9 protein-coding genes and 1 riboswitch are annotated in these 17,043 nt (G+C 67.3%); of the genes, 4 read left to right on the top strand and 5 right to left on the bottom strand.

The annotated features are described in order from the left end of the window. Positions 1-191: 191 nt before the first annotated feature. Positions 192-1,289 carry a zinc-binding metallopeptidase family protein gene (locus J3367_RS08930; RefSeq protein ID WP_024349786.1) on the bottom strand — a complete coding sequence of 366 codons (1,098 nt, stop codon included), beginning with the start codon at positions 1,287-1,289 and terminating at the stop codon, positions 192-194. A 223-nt stretch (positions 1,290-1,512) separates the two neighbouring features. On the opposite strand from J3367_RS08930, the gene J3367_RS08925 reads away from it, so the two are divergent. Then, positions 1,513-4,914 carry a DUF2126 domain-containing protein gene (locus J3367_RS08925; RefSeq protein WP_421460713.1) on the top strand — a complete coding sequence of 1,134 codons (3,402 nt, stop codon included), beginning with the start codon at positions 1,513-1,515 and terminating at the stop codon, positions 4,912-4,914. Between the two features lie 70 nt (positions 4,915-4,984). On the opposite strand, the gene J3367_RS08920 is transcribed toward J3367_RS08925, so the two are convergent. After that, positions 4,985-5,773 carry an ion transporter gene (locus tag J3367_RS08920; RefSeq protein WP_024349784.1) on the bottom strand — a complete coding sequence of 263 codons (789 nt, stop codon included), beginning with the start codon at positions 5,771-5,773 and terminating at the stop codon, positions 4,985-4,987. Between the two features lie 75 nt (positions 5,774-5,848). On the opposite strand from J3367_RS08920, the gene J3367_RS08915 reads away from it, so the two are divergent. The 3 genes from J3367_RS08915 (at position 5,849) to J3367_RS08905 (ending at position 10,415) form a co-directional block, all read left to right on the top strand. Further along, positions 5,849-8,242 carry a circularly permuted type 2 ATP-grasp protein gene (locus J3367_RS08915; RefSeq protein ID WP_024349783.1) on the top strand — a complete coding sequence of 798 codons (2,394 nt, stop codon included), beginning with the start codon at positions 5,849-5,851 and terminating at the stop codon, positions 8,240-8,242. Next, positions 8,239-9,135: a transglutaminase family protein gene (locus J3367_RS08910; RefSeq protein ID WP_421460712.1), complete on the top strand. Its 897-nt coding sequence runs from the start codon at positions 8,239-8,241 to the stop codon at positions 9,133-9,135. The genes J3367_RS08915 and J3367_RS08910 overlap by 4 nt, the downstream gene beginning before the upstream one ends. Positions 9,136-9,227: 92 nt before the next feature. After that, complete coding sequence (locus tag J3367_RS08905; protein WP_081651845.1) at positions 9,228-10,415, top strand: GGDEF domain-containing protein; 1,188 nt, start codon at positions 9,228-9,230, stop codon at positions 10,413-10,415. Positions 10,416-10,428: 13 nt separating this feature from the next. Here J3367_RS08905 and thiD read toward each other — a convergent pair whose 3' ends face one another. From thiD to treS, 3 genes are all read right to left on the bottom strand, one after another. After that, positions 10,429-11,241 carry a bifunctional hydroxymethylpyrimidine kinase/phosphomethylpyrimidine kinase gene (gene thiD / locus J3367_RS08900; RefSeq protein ID WP_029702856.1) on the bottom strand — a complete coding sequence of 271 codons (813 nt, stop codon included), beginning with the start codon at positions 11,239-11,241 and terminating at the stop codon, positions 10,429-10,431. Positions 11,242-11,284: 43 nt separating this feature from the next. Further along, positions 11,285-11,383: riboswitch (TPP riboswitch) on the bottom strand. A gap of 84 nt (positions 11,384-11,467) precedes the next feature. After that, positions 11,468-13,696, bottom strand: coding sequence for a 1,4-alpha-glucan branching protein GlgB (glgB, locus tag J3367_RS08895; protein ID WP_024349779.1), 2,229 nt, complete (start codon positions 13,694-13,696; stop codon positions 11,468-11,470). Beyond that, complete coding sequence (treS, locus tag J3367_RS08890) at positions 13,693-17,016, bottom strand: maltose alpha-D-glucosyltransferase (RefSeq protein WP_024349778.1); 3,324 nt, start codon at positions 17,014-17,016, stop codon at positions 13,693-13,695. Before treS ends, glgB begins: the two co-directional genes overlap by 4 nt. Positions 17,017-17,043: the final 27 nt, after the last annotated feature.

The following is a 17,043-nucleotide window of genomic DNA, read 5'->3' as shown; positions in this document are numbered from 1 at the left end:
GTCCCGTCAATTCCATGGGCCGATGCGGTCCGGCCGCGCTGCACGCGGTGGCTGGTCGTGTCGCTGCGACCGCCTTGCCGACCAACGCTGCTTCCGTCTCCGGCCCGCATCAGCCTAACTCACGCGAATGGCATTTGTGCCACCGCCGGACCGGTCCGCGCCCGGTAATTTCGATGGTCGCGACCTGCTCGTCAGCCGCGGTGCGCGCCGGCCTTGCCCGTCGCGTTGCCGATCCGGCCATGGACCAGATCGTGGATGAAGCCGAGCTTGCCGATCACCGTTTCGGAGAGCACGAAGGGATAGAGATCCTGATGCCCCATCGAGCGGTTGAACGAGTTCAGTGCCGCCGACAGCGGCAGCCACGCCCCGGCGATTTCCTGCGTCGTGACACCTTCCGCGAAGACGTCGAAATCGATCCGGGTGCTGAGGAGCCCGGCCTCGTCGACCCGCGGATTGACGATGACGCCCCAGCTGCGGCCGGTCTCCAGCGTATCGACAATGTGGAAGTAATGCGCCCAGGTCTCGGCGAAATCTTCCCAGGCATGGGCACCGGCATAGGACGAGACATATTCGTCCTGCCAGTTCGGCTTCGGGCCGTTGGCGTAGTGGGTCTGCAGCGCGTCGCCGTAATCCACCGTGTCGTCGCCGAAGATCGCCCGGCAGGCGTCCAGCGCACCGCCGTCGCGGACCAGCCGGTCCCAGTACCAGTGGCCGACCTCGTGGCGGAAATGACCTAGCAGCGTGCGGTAGGGCTCGCCCATCGATGTCCGGCGCTTCTCGCGCTCGGCATCGTTCGCCTCGACCAGCGCGATGGTGATCAGCCCGTCGTCGTGGCCGGTCATCACCGATTCGTTGGTGCCGGGATCGTTCGACAGGAAGTCGAAGCCCAGGCCCTCATCGTCCTCGTCGCGGGTCACCAGCGGCAGGCCGAGCCGCATCGCCGTGTAGATCATCCGGTGCTTGGCGATCTCCATGCTGCGCCACAGATCGACCTTCTCGGTATCGCCGAGGTCGGGCACCGTGACATTGTGCCGGCAGGCGGCGCACAGGCTGTCGGCGCTGTCGCCGGGGATCAGCCAGTTGCAGACGCCGTATTCGCTGTTCTGGCAGTATTTCCAGCGGCCGGCATCACTGTAGGCGCCGACCGACTTCCAGATCCCGTCGTCGGCCTCCAGCGCCAGGATATGGTTGGCCTGCGGCTCGTAGCCGAGCGCGTGATTGCAGCGCTCGCAGACGGTGTTTTCGAAGAACACGGTGTGCGAGCAGGACGGACAGGAAAACAGCTTCATCTTCAATACCTTTGCGGCGCCTGACGTGGCGTTAGCAGCCAGCGCGCATCAATGCGCCGATGGGCGGCAGGTTCCGGCTTTGTGGCGCCGGAGGCAAATAAATCGGTCCGCATCCCCTGCAGGGGGATGGGAGAGCTTGCCGGGAACCGTCCCGGCCTTATGGTCAAGGAACGTCTGCAGCATCCGCCCCGCCGCGTTCCGAGTGACCTGCACGAAAGTTCCGATGTCGATCCTAGCAGCCCTGCACCATGTCACCCATTACCGCTACGACCGCCCCGTCAGGCTCGGCCCGCAGGTCATCCGGCTGCGGCCGGCACCGCATTCGCGCACCAGGGTGCCGTCCTACGCGCTGAAGATCCTGCCCGAAAACCACTTCATCAACTGGCAACAGGATCCATTCGGCAACTACCTCGCGCGTCTGGTGTTCCCGGAAGAAGCCACGGAATTCCGCATCGAGGTCGATCTCCTGGCCGACATGACGGTCTATAATCCGTTCGACTTCTTCGTCGAGGAAGCGGCCGAGGCCTGGCCGTTCCAGTACGAGGAGCCGCTGAAGACCGACCTCTCCGCCTATCTCGGCGCCGAGCCGGCCGGTCCGCTGCTGACCCGCTATCTGGAAGAGCTCGACCGCAGCGAAACCCATACGGTGGATTTCCTCGTCGACCTCAACCGGACGCTGCAGCAGGAGATCACCTATCTGGTGCGCATGGAGCCGGGCGTTCAGACGCCGGACGAAACGCTGCAGAACCGCTCGGGCTCGTGCCGCGACACGTCTTGGCTGCTGGTCCAGGTCCTGCGTCATCTCGGCTTCGCCGCCCGCTTCGTCTCCGGCTATCTGATCCAGTTGAAGCCCGACCAGGTCGCCCTCGACGGTCCCACGGGCACCGATGTCGATTTCACCGACCTGCACGCCTGGGCCGAGGTCTATCTGCCCGGAGCCGGCTGGATCGGCCTCGACCCAACCTCCGGCCTGATGACCGGCGAGAGCCATGTGCCTTTGGCCGCGACGCCGCATTACCGCTCGGCCGCGCCGATCTCGGGCGTCGTCAGCTTCGCCGAGGTCGAATTCGACTTCGAAATGACCGTCGACCGCATCTCCGAGCGGCCGCGCGTGTCCTACCCCTTCTCCGAGGAGAGCTGGCAGGCGCTGGACGCGCTCGGCGAAAAGGTGGACCGCGAACTGGTGGAGAACGACGTCCGCCTGACCATGGGCGGCGAGCCGACCTTCGTCTCGATCGACGAGTTCGAGTCGCCGGAATGGAACGCCGACGCGACCGGCCCGATGAAGCGGGGCCTCGCTGACGACCTGATCCGGCGCCTGCGCGACCGGTTCGCGCCCGGCGGCTTCCTGCATTACGGCCAGGGCAAGTGGTATCCAGGCGAGACCCTTCCGCGCTGGACCTTCTCGCTCTACTGGCGCAAGGACGGCGTGCCGGTCTGGAAGAACGCCGAACTGGTGGCGCGTGAGACCGAGGCGCGCCCGGTCGGGCCCGAAGAGGCCGAGCGCCTGTCGCGCAAGGTCGCCGAGGCGATCGGCGTGTCGCCCGACTACGCCGCGCCGGCCTATGAGGACTCCGCCTACTGGCTCGCCCGCGAGGCGCAGCTTCCCGAAAATGTCGAGCCGACCGATTCCAAGCTCGAGGACCCGGAGGAGCGCGCCCGTCTGGCGACGGTGTTCTCGCGCGGCCTGTCCAAGCCGACCGGCTATGTCCTGCCGGTGCAGGCGTGGCAGGGACGCGGCGAGCGCGCCCTGCGCTGGCAGTCGGAGCGCTGGACGACCCGGCGCGGGCATCTGTTCCTCGCCCCCGGCGACAGTGCGCTGGGCTATCGCCTGCCGCTCGGCGCGATCCCGCATCTGGAGCCGAAGGACTATCCCTACATCCACCCGGCCGACCCGATGCAGCCCTTCCCGCCGCTGCCGCCGCAAAACCGCACCCAGTACGGCCGCGTCGAGATGCAGAGCCAGCGGGACGACACGGCCGAGCAGGCAATGGACGGCCCTGCCGGCACGATGCGCCAGTCGGCGGGCAGCGCCGGCATGACGTCGACTTCTGGCACCGCAGCGCCGGCGGCCCCGGCCGAGCCGAGCCCCAATGCCATTCTGGGCGCGGTGCGTACCGCCATCGCCATCGAGCCGCGCGACGGCAAATTATGCGTGTTCATGCCGCCGCTGGAGACCGCCGAGGCCTATCTCGACCTTCTCGGCGCAGTCGAGGAGGTGGCGGAAGCGGAAAACCTGCCGATCCAGATCGAGGGCTATGCCCCGCCGGCCGATCCGCGGCTCAACGTCATCCGCGTCGCACCCGACCCGGGCGTCATCGAGGTCAATGTCCATCCCGCCGCGTCATGGCGCGAGAGCGTCGACATCACCACGGCCGTCTACGAGGAGGCGCGGCAGTCGCGGCTGGGCACCGACAAGTTCATGATCGACGGCAAGCATGCCGGCACCGGCGGCGGCAACCATGTGGTCGTCGGCGGCGCCACGCCGCTGGATTCGCCCTTCCTGCGGCGGCCGGACCTCCTGAAGTCGCTGGTCCTCTACTGGCAGCGCCATCCGTCGCTGTCCTATCTGTTCTCCGGCCTGTTCATCGGACCGACGAGCCAGGCGCCCCGCATCGACGAGGCGCGCCACGACCAGCTTTACGAGCTCGAGATCGCCATGGCGCAGATCCCGGAGGATTCCACCTCCGTGGCGCCATGGATGACCGACCGGCTGTTCCGCAACCTCCTGATCGACGTGACCGGCAACACCCACCGAGCCGAGATCTGCATCGACAAACTGTTCTCCCCCGACGGTCCGACGGGCCGCCTCGGCCTCGTCGAATTCCGCGGCTTCGAGATGCCGCCGGACGCGCGGATGAGCTTGGCCCAGCAGCTCCTCATCCGGGCGCTGATCGCCAAGTTCTGGAAGACGCCGGAGACCGGCCGCTTCGTGCGCTGGGGCACCACCCTGCACGACCGCTTCATGCTGCCGGAATTCGTCTGGCAGGACTTTACCGACGTCCTCGCCGATCTCGGCGCGGCCGGCTATCCGATGCGGGCCGAGTGGTTCGAGGCGCAGGCCGAGTTCCGCTTCCCCTTCTGCGGCCGGATCGAGCGCAGCGGTGTCACGCTGGAACTGCGCCAGGCGCTGGAGCCCTGGCATGTGATGGGCGAGACGGGCGCCATCGGCGGCACGGTGCGCTTCGTCGATTCCTCGGTCGAGCGGCTGCAGGCGAAGATGAGCGGCTTCGACCCGGCGCGCCACATGCTCACCTGCAACGGCCGCGAAGTACCGATGACGCCGACCGGCAGCGGCAAGGATGCGGTAGCGGGCGTGCGCTTCAAGGCGTGGCAGCCGGCCTCGGGGCTGCATCCGACCCTGCCCGTCGACGCGCCGCTGACCTTCGACATCTACGATCGATGGTCGAAGCGCTCGCTGGGCGGCTGCGTCTATCACGTCGCCCATCCGGGCGGTCGCAACTACGATACGTTTCCGGTCAATTCCTACGAGGCCGAGGCCCGGCGTCTCGCCCGCTTCGAGGAAATCGGCCACACGCCCGGCACCTACGAGCCGATCGGCGAGCGGCCCAACGCGACCTTCCCAACGACGCTGGACCTGCGGCGTCCCGCCGGCCTTGCCTAGGTCGCGATCACCCTGATACCGGCAGGCCTACCGCACACCACGGGCGGGCCTGCCGGATCGGCCCGCCGTTTCAGGTGAGCCGCGTCTTGATCTCCGCAAGCTCGCTGCGCAGGGCTCGCAACTCGGCAAGCACCTGCATGTTCTCGTCGTGCACCTGCTCCTGTTCGGCCTCGACGACGGCCTGATGCTCCTCCTGCATGGCCGAGACGATGACACCGATGAACAGGTTCAGGACGGCATAGGTCGTCGACAGGATGAACGGCACGAAGAACAGCCAGGCATGGGGGTGCGCTTCCATCACCGGCCGCACGATGCCCATCGACCAGCTCTCCAGCGTCATCACCTGGAACAGCGTGTAGATCGACGCGCCGATGCTGCCGAACCATTCGGGGAAGGTCGCGCCGTAGAGCTTGGTCGCCATCACCGAGAAGACGTAGAAGACCAGAAGCAGGAGGACGACGATCGAGCCCATGCCGGGCAGCGCAGCGATCAGCCCGCCGATGACCCGGCGCAGCGACGGCACCACCGAGATCAGCCGCATCACCCGCAGGATGCGCAGGGCACGCAGCACCGTCAGCGGTCCGGTCGCCGGCATCAGCGCGATCGCGACGATGGCGAAGTCGAACAGGCTCCAGGGATCGCGGAAGAACCGCCACCCGAAGGCGTAGATGCGCAGGCAGATCTCGATCACGAAGACGACGACGATCGTCTGGTCGAGCGCCACCAGGAGCGAGCCGAAGGTCGCCATCATCCAGGGATCGGTCTCGAGGCCGAGCGTGATCGCGTTGATCACGATGACGGTGATGATGAAGTATTCCCAGCGGCGCGAGCGCAGCAGGCTGGCGAGGTGTGCGCGCATGGTGTCCAATCTCTTGCTAGGTCCAGAGAGCGAATGCGGCTATAGCCCATCTGGTCAGGAGTTTTACGAAAAAGCATGCAGTTCCGTGATCCCGCGTCCGTTCTCGCCCGCTACGCCGCCCTTGTCGGCACCGGCCATGACGAGATGCTGGCGCGGGACGGCTCGGTGCGCCCGCATTACCGGCCGCTGATCGATGCCCTGGGGAGCATGGCGGATGGCGAGCGCGACGCGCGATTCCGCAGCGCCCGGCAATATCTCAGCGAAGCCGGCGTCTTCCACCGGGTCTATGGCGACGCCAGCGAGGTGGAGCGCGACTGGCCGCTGTCGCAGCCGCCGCTGGTGCTCGATCCGGCGGAGTGGCAGAGCCTGTCGGACGGTCTGGTCGAGCGTGCCGACTTCCTGGAACGGCTGCTGGCCGACCTCTACGGGGAGCGCCGGCTGATCACCGAGGGCACCCTGCCCGGCCCGATCCTCGGCCAGAACCCGGAATTCCTGCGGCCCGTCGCCGACCAGGGACTGTCCGGCGAACCGCTGATCCGCTTCATCGCCATGGATCTCGGCCGCGGCCCCGACGGGCGCTGGTGGGTGTTGGGCGACCGCACCCAGGCGCCGTCCGGCGCCGGCTTCGCGCTGGAAAACCGCGTCGCCACGGCCAAGGCCTTCCCCGAACTCACCCGCGACATGAATGTCGAGCGGCTGGCCGGCTTCTTCCAGCGTTTCCGCGACAGCCTCTACAGGCTGGCCGGTCCCGACGCCTCGCGCATCGGTCTCCTGACCCCCGGGCCCCACAACGACACCTATTACGAACAGGCCTATCTCGCCCGCTATCTTGGTCTCCTGTTGCTGGAAGGCGGCGACCTCGTCGTGCATGGCGACCGCGTCGACGTGCGGACCGTCGACGGCACCCGCGCCATCCGCGTCCTGTGGCGCCGGCTCGACGCCGATTTCTGCGACCCGCTGGAGCTGTTCGCCGGCTCGCGGATCGGCACGCCCGGCCTGCTGCGCGCGGTCCGTGCCGGGACGCTGGCGATGGTCAACGCGCCGGGCTCGGGCATTCTGGAGAGCCGCGCCTTGATGGCGTTCCAGGAACCGCTGGCCGAGGCGCTGATCGGCCACCGGCTGGCGCTGCCGACGGTTGCGACATGGTGGTGCGGCCAGGAGGCGGAGCGGGCCCATGTCGCGGCGCATCGCGACCGGCTGCAACTGGCCGACGCGTTCCCGCCATCGGCTGCGACCGGCGATGCCGGACCGGCCTTCGACACCGGCGACAGCGGATCGCGCCTCGTTGCGGAGGGGTTCCGGCTGGTCGGCCAGGAGATCGCCCGCCTGTCCACCGCGCCCGCCTTCGTCGATGGTGTGCTGGAACCACGACCGGTGACCCTGCGGGTCTTTCTCGCCCGCGACGAGGATGGCTGGCACGTCATGCCGGGCGGCTTTGCCCGCATCGCCGATTCCCGCGACGCCCGCGTCGTCTCCATGCAGAAGGGTGGCCGTTCCACCGACGTCTGGATCCCTTCCGAAACGCCGGCGAGCCCGGTCACGCTGCTCGGCTCGGGCGATCGTTTCCTGCGGCGGCTGCCGGGGGCTCTGCCGGCAAGGGCCGCCGACAATCTCTACTGGCTCGGCCGCTATGCCGAACGCTGCGAGGTTGCCACCCGGCTTCTGCGGCTCTACGCGGCGCGGGCCGGTGAAGGCCAGCGGCTGGCCGAGGTGGAGGCCAGTGTCGCAACGCTTCTGTCAGGGCTCGGCGTCTCGATCCCGCCGGCAGACCCGGCAACGGGCCTCCTGATGCTGGCCCGCCAGGCCGCCAGCACCGCCTCGCGCATCCGCGACCGGTTTTCGCCCGATGGCTGGCGCAGCCTGAACGAGATCGTCGAGCTGATCGAACAGGCCATCGCCGACGATGACGGGGACATCGTGGCGCTGACCAGCCAGATCCTGACGCGGCTGTCGGGCTTCACGGGCCTCGTGCGCGAGAACATGTACCAGTTCACCGGCTGGCGCTTCATGCAATGCGGCCGGCGGATCGAGCGCGGCCAGATGTCGGCGCTGATCGCGGCGACACTGATGCGGGACGCGCCGCCCGAGGGCGCACTGGAAGCCCTCCTCGAATTCACCGACAGCCGCGTCACCTATCGCCGCCGCTATTCGGTGGATCTGTCGCAGGAGACGGTGGTCGACCTCACGCTTCTCGATCCGCTCAATCCGCGTTCGCTCGCCTTCCAGGTGAACGATCTGGAGGCGCGGCTGGTGGAACTGCCGGGCGTGAAGTCCGGCGAGACGCCGGACATGCTGTTTCGCCGTGTGGCGCGCCTCAAGGTCCGGCTGGAAACCGCCGAGGCGGCGGAAGTGGACACCGCCTTCCTCGAACGTGTCGCCGGCGATCTCGGCCTTTTGTCGGACCTGATCGGACGCCGCTATCTGATGGCCGGCCCGGCCACCCCGACCGACGGGGGCGGCCCGGAATGATCTACGACATCCGCCTGCAGATCGGCTGCGCCTATCCCTCCGCCGTCGCCGATGCCCGCCATCTCCTCTATGTGCGGCCCCGCGACGACAGCGGCCAGCGCGTCCTCACCTCGACGGTCGCCGTCTCGCCCGATCCCGACGAGCATCATCACGAGCATGATTTCTTCGGCAATCCGGTCGAGGACGTGGCGTTCCGCCGACCGCATGGCGAACTGGCGGTCGATATGCGCGCCCGCGTGCGGGTCGACCGCGCACCGGTGGACCTAGCGGCAACGCCGACGGCCGATGCCATCGCCGACGCCGCGATCACCTGGCGCGGCAGCGACGCGCTGTCGCCGATCCATTTTCTCGGCCGCAGTCGCCGCATCGTGCCGGCCGGCGACATCACCGCCTATGCCGCTTCGAGCCTCGACGAGTCGCCGCAGGCGGGACCCGGCGTCCTCGCGCTGGCGCGGCGCATCCAGGACGACTTCGCCTACGAGCCCGGCGCGACGGACGTGCGCACCGGCATCGCCGAAGCCTTTGCGCGCCGCCGCGGCGTCTGCCAGGACTTTGCTCATGTGATGGTGGCGGGCCTGCGCGGCGCCGGCATTCCCGCGGCCTATGTCAGCGGCTTCCTGCGCACCGAGCCGCCGCCGGGGCAGCCGCGCCTCGAAGGCGCCGATTCCATGCATGCCTGGGCCGCCGCGTGGCTCGGCCCGGATGCCGGCTGGGTCGGGTTCGACCCGACCAACGGCGTCGCGGTGGAACGGGGCCACATCATCGTGGCCATGGGCCGTGACTATGACGATGTCGCCCCAATCGCGGGTGTCGTTGTGACCGCGGGCCACCAGCAGACCTCGCATGCCGTCGACGTGGTCCCGCTGGAAGGCGCCACCGCCGCGAGCGACTGAGACTTATTGCGGACTCATCGTTGCAAGTCGTAACGAAGCGTCGACATCTTTCGCGCTAGTATCCCTACGTCATCTTCGTTTTTCGCGGGCACATGCAGATCCATACCCCCACGATGCTCCTTGTCCTGAGCGCGCTCTGTCTCAGCGCCAGCCTCTGCCATCTGGTCGAGTGGCGGAATCTGCGCGAGACGGCGCTGCTGTACTGGAGCGCCGGCATGGGCCTGATCGCGCTGGCTGCGGCCACGGCGCCGCTGCGGGTGTTCGAATTCTATGCGGTGGCCATCGGCGGGGCCAATGCGCTGCTGCTCGCAGGCTATGCGCTGCTCTATGTCGGCTTCGCCCGGTTCTGCGATGTGAAAACCAGCCTCTGGTGGTATGCCGGGCCGGTCGTCTGGCTGCTGTTCTACGGGCTGTCCCCGGCGGCAGAGAGCATCGAGGCCCGGGTCGCCGTGATCTCGACCATCGCCGCCTTCTATTCGCTGGCCATCGCGCTGACCCTGCTCAACCCGACGGCCCGCAGCGGGCCGGCGCTGATCCTCAGCGCGGCCTTCGGTGCCCATGGTCTGTTCTGCGCCCTGCGCGTGGTGCTGGTTGGCCTGCCAGCCGCCATAGCTGACCAGCAATTGATGACCGGCTTCCTGTTCACGCTGGTGATGACCCAGGCCATCCTGATGATCGGCGTGAGCACCTATCTCGTCATTGCCATGGTGCGCGGGCGGCATGAGCAGTCTCTTCGCCGCCTGTCGGAAACCGACTTCCTGACCGGCATCGACAACCGCCGGGCCTTCACGACCAAGGCGACCGCGCTTCTCAACGACGCCGATGCCGGCGACGTCGCCCTGCTGCTGTTCGATCTCGACCGCTTCAAGAAGATCAACGACGATCACGGGCACGGCTGCGGCGACGAGGTCATCAAGCTGTTCGTCGACAGCACCGCCGACCATCTGCGTCCGACCGACGTCTTCGCCCGTCTCGGGGGCGAGGAGTTCGCCGCCCTCGTCCGGCGACGCGACAAGCACGAGCCGGCGGTCATCGCAAGGGCGATCGTGCGCGGATTTGCCAACCAGGCCCGCACGGTCGGCGGCCGGTCGATCGCGGCCACCGTCAGTGCCGGCGTGGCCACCAACGAGGCGAACCGCGACCTGAACGGCCTGCTCACTGCCGCCGACCAGGCGCTCTACCGGGCGAAATCCATGGGCCGCGACCGCGTCGAGGCCGTCGTGGTAGACGCCCCGGTGGATGGACCGCCCGCGGACGACGCCCTGCTGCAGGCCACCTGAGCCAAGCGCCCGGCTACCAGTGACGGTGGAAATGGTGCGTCGGACCGTGCCCCGATCCGACGCCCAGCCGGTCCGCCGCGCCGATGGCGCCCGCGACATAGGCCTTGGCGACCCTCACCGCCGCGAACGCGTCGCCGGTCAGCGCGAGCTGCGCCGCCAGCGCCGAGGACAGGGTGCAGCCGGTGCCATGGGTGTTGCGGGTTTGGAGGCGCACGCCCTCGAACCATTCGCGCTGCGTTGCCGTCACCAGCAGATCCGGGCTGTCGTCGCCGCTCAGATGGCCGCCCTTCAACAGCGCCGAGCCGCAGCCCAGCGCCTGCAGGCGGGTCGCGGTCGCCTCCATTTCGTCCCGGTCGGTGGCTTCCGCAACATCGAGCAGCACGGCGGCTTCCGGCAGGTTCGGCGTGATCATGTCGGCAAGGGGTACGAGTTCGCTGCGTAATGCCGCCACGGCCTCCTCGGCCAGCAGGCGATCGCCGCCCTTCGCGACCATGACCGGGTCGAGAACGACGTTCCGCGCCTGGTGCCGCTTCAGCGCATCGGCGACAGCATGGGCGATTTCGGCCGTGGCGATCATGCCGATCTTCACCGCATCGACGCGGATATCGGCGAAGACCGCATCGATCTGGCGGGTGACGAAGTCGGGCGAGACCAGTTCGACGCCGCTGACGCCCCGCGTGTTCTGGGCGGTCAGCGCGGTGATCACGGCCATGCCGTAGACGCCGTTCGCCGCGAAGGTCTTCAGATCGGCCTGGATGCCGGCCCCGCCGGAGGGGTCCGAGCCGGCGATCGAGAGAACATTGCGGATGGTGGACTGGCTTGGCATCGCGGTCGGCTCCTGGCCGACGACGGGCCCGACGGAGCATGTGAGAGACCCCGCCGCGACTCCCTCCGCCGGCATTATCCGGGTCAGGTTCGAAGGGTGCATCTCAGCCCGCCGTTTCCGGCGGGCGCCCCCGTCACGCATTCGGTTCTACGCGGTCGCCGCCCTCATGTCAGCAGCGTCCGCGACGGGACGGCGGCGACCGGCCGCCGTCCAGCCTTCCGGCGGCTCAGCCTTCCTGCACGAGGACGATGGTGCCGAGCGGCGGCAGCGACAGGGGAATCGAGTAGGGCCGGCCGTGCACCGACACCTCCTCGGCGTCCTTGCCGCCCATATTGCCGACATTGGAGCCGCCGTAGATCTCCGAATCGGTGTTCAGGCGCTCGACCCAGCGGCCGGGCAGCGGCACGCCGATGCGGTATTCATGGCGCGGCACCGGCGTGAAGTTCGACACGATCAGCACCGGGTTGCCCGCGCGGTCCTTGCGCATGAAAGCGATGACGCTCTGCTCGACATTCGACGTGTCGACCCATTCGAAGCCGGCCGGATCGCAGTCGAGTTCGTAGAGCGCCGGGATCTCGCGATACATGGTGTTGAGATCGCGCACGAGGCGGCGCATGCCCTCGTGACCGGGCTGCTCCAGGAGATGCCAGTCGAGGGAGCGGTCGTGGTTCCACTCGCCGACCTGGCCGAACTCGCCGCCCATGAAGATCAGCTTCTTGCCGGGATGGGTCCACATGAAGCCGAAATAGGCGCGCAGATTGGCGAATTTCTGCCACTCGTCGCCCGGCATCTTGCCGAGCAGCGAGCCCTTTCCGTAGACCACCTCGTCATGGCTCAGCGGCAGGACGAAGTTCTCCGAATAGGCGTAGACCATGCCGAAGGTCATGTGGTGGTGGTGGTAGCGCCGGTTGATCGGGTCTTCCTGCATGTAATGCAGGGTGTCGTGCATCCAGCCCATGTTCCACTTGAAGTGGAAGCCGAGGCCGCCGGCGAAGGTCGGGCGTGACACGTCCGGGAAGGCGGTCGATTCCTCGGCATGGGTGGTCGCCTTGGGATAGTACTCGCCGACCCGCTCGTTGGTGTCCTTGAGGAACGCCATGGCCTCGAGATTCTCGCGCCCGCCATGGATGTTGGGCTCCCATTCGCCGTGCTCGCGCGAATAGTCGAGATACAGCATCGAGGCGACCGCATCGACGCGCAGGCCGTCAATGTGGAAGCGGTCGAGCCAGTAGAGGCCGTTGGCGACCAGGAAGTTCTCCACTTCCGGCCGGCCGTAATCGTAGATCAGCGTGTTCCAGTCCTTGTGGAAGCCGCGACGCGGATCGGGATGCTCGTACAGCGCGGTGCCGTCGAACTGGCCGAGGCCATGGGTGTCTGTCGGGAAATGCCCCGGAACCCAGTCGAGGAGCACCCCGATGCCGGCCTGATGCAGCGCATCGACGAGGCGTGCGAAGCCCGCGGGCGATCCGAAGCGCGAGGTCGGCGCGTAGAGGCCGATCGGCTGGTAGCCCCAGGACCCGTAGAAGGGATGCTCGGAAACCGGCAGCAACTCGACATGGGTGAAGCCCATGTCGCGCACATAGGGTACGAGCTCGGCGGCCAGTTCGTCATAGTCGAGATAGGCGTTGTCGGGACCCCGCCGCCAGGACCCCAGATGCACCTCGTAGATCGAGATTGGCTTCTCGCGATCCTGCCAGTCGGCCGCATGGGCCTGGAACTCGTCGTCCTTCCATTCGTGCTCGACGAGACCGTCGACGATGGAGCCGGTCGACGGCGCCATCTCCTGAAGGAAGCCGACCGGATCGGTCTTCAGCGGCAAAAGGTTTCCGTCGGCGCCGATGATCTCGTATTTGTAGACCTCGCCGCGCCCGACGGCGGGGATGAACAATTCCCACACGCCGCACTCGTGGCGCTTGCGCATGACATGGCGGCGGCCATCCCAGGAATTGAAATTGCCGACCACGGACACGCGCCGGGCGGCCGGCGCCAGCACCGCGAAAGCCGTGCCCTCGACGCCGTCCATGACGGTCGGATGGGCGCCGAGCTTTTCATAGAGGCGGTAGTGATTGCCTTCCGCCAGGAGATAGACGTCCTGCTCGCCCAGCACCGTGCCGAAGCGATAGGTGTCCTCTTCCTGCCAGCGTTCGCCGCCATGCGTGAACTGCAGGCGATAGGCGTCGTCCGGTTTCAGGCCGGACACGTAGCCGGAATGGAAGCCGTCGGCACCGCCCGCTTCCAGCTCGCCCAGGAGCTTGCCCGTCCTGTCCACGACCGCGGCCGTCTCGGCGCCCGGCCGGAAGACGCGCACAATGGTGCCGCCGTCGGCCTTGCGCGGCCCAAGCACGCCGAAGGGATCGCCGTGGATGCCGCGGCCGATGGCATCGATCTGATGCGCGTCGGCGCGATGGTCGGTCGAAGCGGCCGCTCCGCGCGATGAGGAACTCGTCAGCGTCATTTCAAAACCTGTCGTTTCTCGAGGAGCGCCACGATTCCCCGCAGCGGGATCGACAGCCATGCGGGGCGCATCGTCGCTTCGTAGCGCAGTTCATAGAAAGCCTTCTGGAGCACGAAGAGATCCAGCAACTGCCCGGTCGCCGGGTCGGCAAGCGACATGCCGGAAGCCTCGCTCCAGCGCGCAAGGAAGGTCTCGGTGACCTCGTCGCGCCAGCTCTCGGCCATTTCGCGCAGCCGCTCGACGGTGCCCTCGTCGGCGGGGCCCGCCTTGTCACGAGCGGAGAAGGCGGCGTAGTCGAAGGAACGGATCATGCCGGCCACGTCCCGCAGCGGCGAGGATTTGCGCCGTCGCTCTTCCAGATCGCGGCCCGGCTCGCCCTCGAAATCGAGGATCGCCACGTCGTTCTTGGCCACCAGAACCTGGCCCAGATGGTAGTCGCCGTGGATCCGGGTGCGGTGCGAATTGACCGTCAGCTTCATGAAGCCGTCGAACCAGGTCAGGATGTCCTTCTCGGCCCCGAGCAGGCGATCGACGTCCAGGCCGATGCCGTCACCGGCATTGTCGCGCATGCGGCGCAGCACGGTCAGCGCATCCGTCGCCTCGCGCTTGGCTTCGGCCAGCATCTCCGCCAGCGAAGCCGTGTCGATCGGCTCCGGATCGAAGGCCGGATCGCCGGTGACCGTCGCCAGCGCCGCGTGCATCTCGCCGGTCCGCGTGCCCAGCACGTCGCCGACATCGATCTGGATGGCGAGCTTGAGATCGCTCATCGGCGCGATCTCGGCACCGTCTTCCGTGGCCGGCTCGTTGGAATAGGCGTGATCGCGCAGATAGCGCGCCAGCGCATCGGTGACGACGGTCCAGGCGTCGCCCTGGTTGCGGACCTGCTCGAACAGCGCCGCGATCGCCGTGCGGCTGCCATCCTCGCGCACCAGTTCGATCGAGCCGAGCAGCGCGGGCGCCGCCTCGAAATCGGTCTTCTCGGTGAGGAAACGGGTGATCTCGAGTTCCGGCTGCACGCCGTCGCGCAGGCGGCGATAGAACTTCAGAATCGCCTCGTCCCCGACAAGGACGGAGGTGTTGGACTGCTCGCCGGCGATCGCATGGATCTGTTCCGGCTCGACGAGCAGGGCCCGCGCCAGCCCGTCGTGCTCGGTCTCGGACGCGGCAACGTGCAGGGACGCACCGCCCAGATCGATATCGACACCGGCCGCGATCAGCGAGACCACGAGCTTGGCGAGATCCGGGTCCCGCGTGCCGTCGACGACGGCACCGATGCGCGGGCCCTGCCGGATCTTGGTCAGGGTGTAGGGCAGCAGCGGGGCTTGCGAGCTAAGATTCTCTTCGCCCCATTTGGCGCTGAGCGGCATGAAGTAGCGGTGCTGGCCGTCCTCGGCCTCCACGACGATCTCGTTGAAGAGATGGCGGCGGGAGTTCGGCGTCGGCGGTCCGAGCACTTCCAGCGAGACGCTGCGCTGGCCCTCGGCCTTGGCGGCGAACCAGCGCTGGCCGCCGACGAATTCCGGCAGCACCGATTCCAGTTCATGCTGATTGCGCGCATTGATCGTGCCCTTCAGGTCGCCGGAGACGACCAGGGTCGAGAAGGCGGGCAGCGGCGTCGGCTCGGGCGCCCTTGTCGCGGTCGCGGCGAGGTCGAACCAGAAAAAGCCGAAGGCCGGCAGGGTCAGCATGTAGGTGCCCGTGCCAATCTGCGGGAAGGTCGACAGGCCGAGCATCTCCACCGGCATGGCGCCGGCGAAATCGGCGAGTTCCAGCTCGACCGCCTGCGCCGAGGAGGAGAGATTGGCGACGCACAGGATGCGCTCGTCGCCATATTCGCGCAGATAGGCGAGAATCTTGCGGTTCGATGGATAGAGGAACTTCACCGTGCCGCGGCCGAAGGCTTCCTTGGTGCGGCGGACCTGGATCAGGCGCCGCATCCAGTTGAGCTGTGAGGCCGGATTGTTCGACTGCGCCTCGACATTGACGGCCTGGTAGCCATAGACCGGGTCCTGGATCACCGGCAGATAGAGCCGCTGCGGATCGGAGCGGGAGAACCCGCCATTGCGGTCGGCCGACCACTGCATCGGCGTGCGCACGCCGTCGCGATCACCGAGATAGTAGTTGTCGCCCATGCCGATCTCGTCGCCGTAATAGACGGTCGGCGTGCCGGGCATCGACATCAGCAGCGCATTGAGAAGCTCGACCTTGCGGCGATCATTGCCCATCAGCGGGGCGAGCCGGCGGCGGATGCCGAGATTGATCCGGGCGCGGGTGTCGGCCGCATAGGTCGACCAGAGATAGTCGCGCTCTTCCTCGGTGACCATTTCCAGCGTCAGCTCGTCATGGTTGCGCAGGAAGATCGCCCACTGGCAGTTGGCCGGGATCTCCGGCGTCTGCCGCATGATGTCGGTGATCGGGTGCCGGTCCTCCTGCGCCACCGCCATGTACATGCGCGGCATCAGCGGGAAGTGGAACGCCATGTGGCACTCGTCGCCGTCGCCGAAATAGGGACGGGTGTCCTCCGGCCACTGATTGGCCTCGGCCAGGAGCATGCGGTCGGGATAGTGCTTGTCCAGATTGGCGCGGATCGCCTTCAGGACGTCGTGGGTCTCCGGCAGGTTCTCGTTGTTGGTCCCTTCCCGCTCGACCAGATAGGGGATCGCGTCGAGCCGCAGCCCGTCGACGCCCTTGTCCAGCCAGAAATGCATGACCGACAGCACTTCCTCCAGAACCTTCGGATTGTCGAAGTTCAGGTCCGGCTGGTGGGAGAAGAAGCGGTGCCAGAAATACTGCTTGGCGACCGGGTCCCAGGTCCAGTTCGACGTCTCGGTGTCGGTGAAGATGATCCGGGTGAGATCGTAACCCTTGTCGTCGTCCGCCCAGACATAGAAGTCGCGCTCGGGCGAACCCTTGGGCGCGTTGCGGGCGGCCTGGAACCAGGGATGCTGGTCGGAGGTGTGGTTGATGACCAGCTCGGTGATCACCCGCATGCCGCGGTGATGCGCCTCGGCGATCAGCCGCTCCACGTCCTCGATATTGCCGTAGGACGGATTGACCGAGCGGTAGTCGGAGATGTCGTAGCCGTCGTCGCGCAGCGGCGAGGGATAGAACGGCAGCAGCCAGATCGCCGTCACGCCCAGCGCCTGGATATAGTCCAGCTTCTCCAGCAGACCCGCGAAGTCGCCGATCCCGTCCCCGTTGGAATCGAGATAGGTCTTCACGTGGAGCTGGTAGATGATCGCGTCCTTGTACCAGTCCGCGGCATCCGGATCGGGTCCGGTGGCGTGATCGGTCGGCTGGACGGAAACTTGTTCGTTCATGGAGAGGCTGCTTCCCGAAAGATTGGT

The sequence above is a fragment of the Aurantimonas sp. NFXS3 genome, from assembly GCF_049132005.1.
Taxonomy (GTDB): Bacteria; Pseudomonadota; Alphaproteobacteria; order Rhizobiales; family Rhizobiaceae; genus Aurantimonas; species Aurantimonas coralicida.
This window is presented reverse-complemented; position numbering and strand designations above follow the sequence as displayed.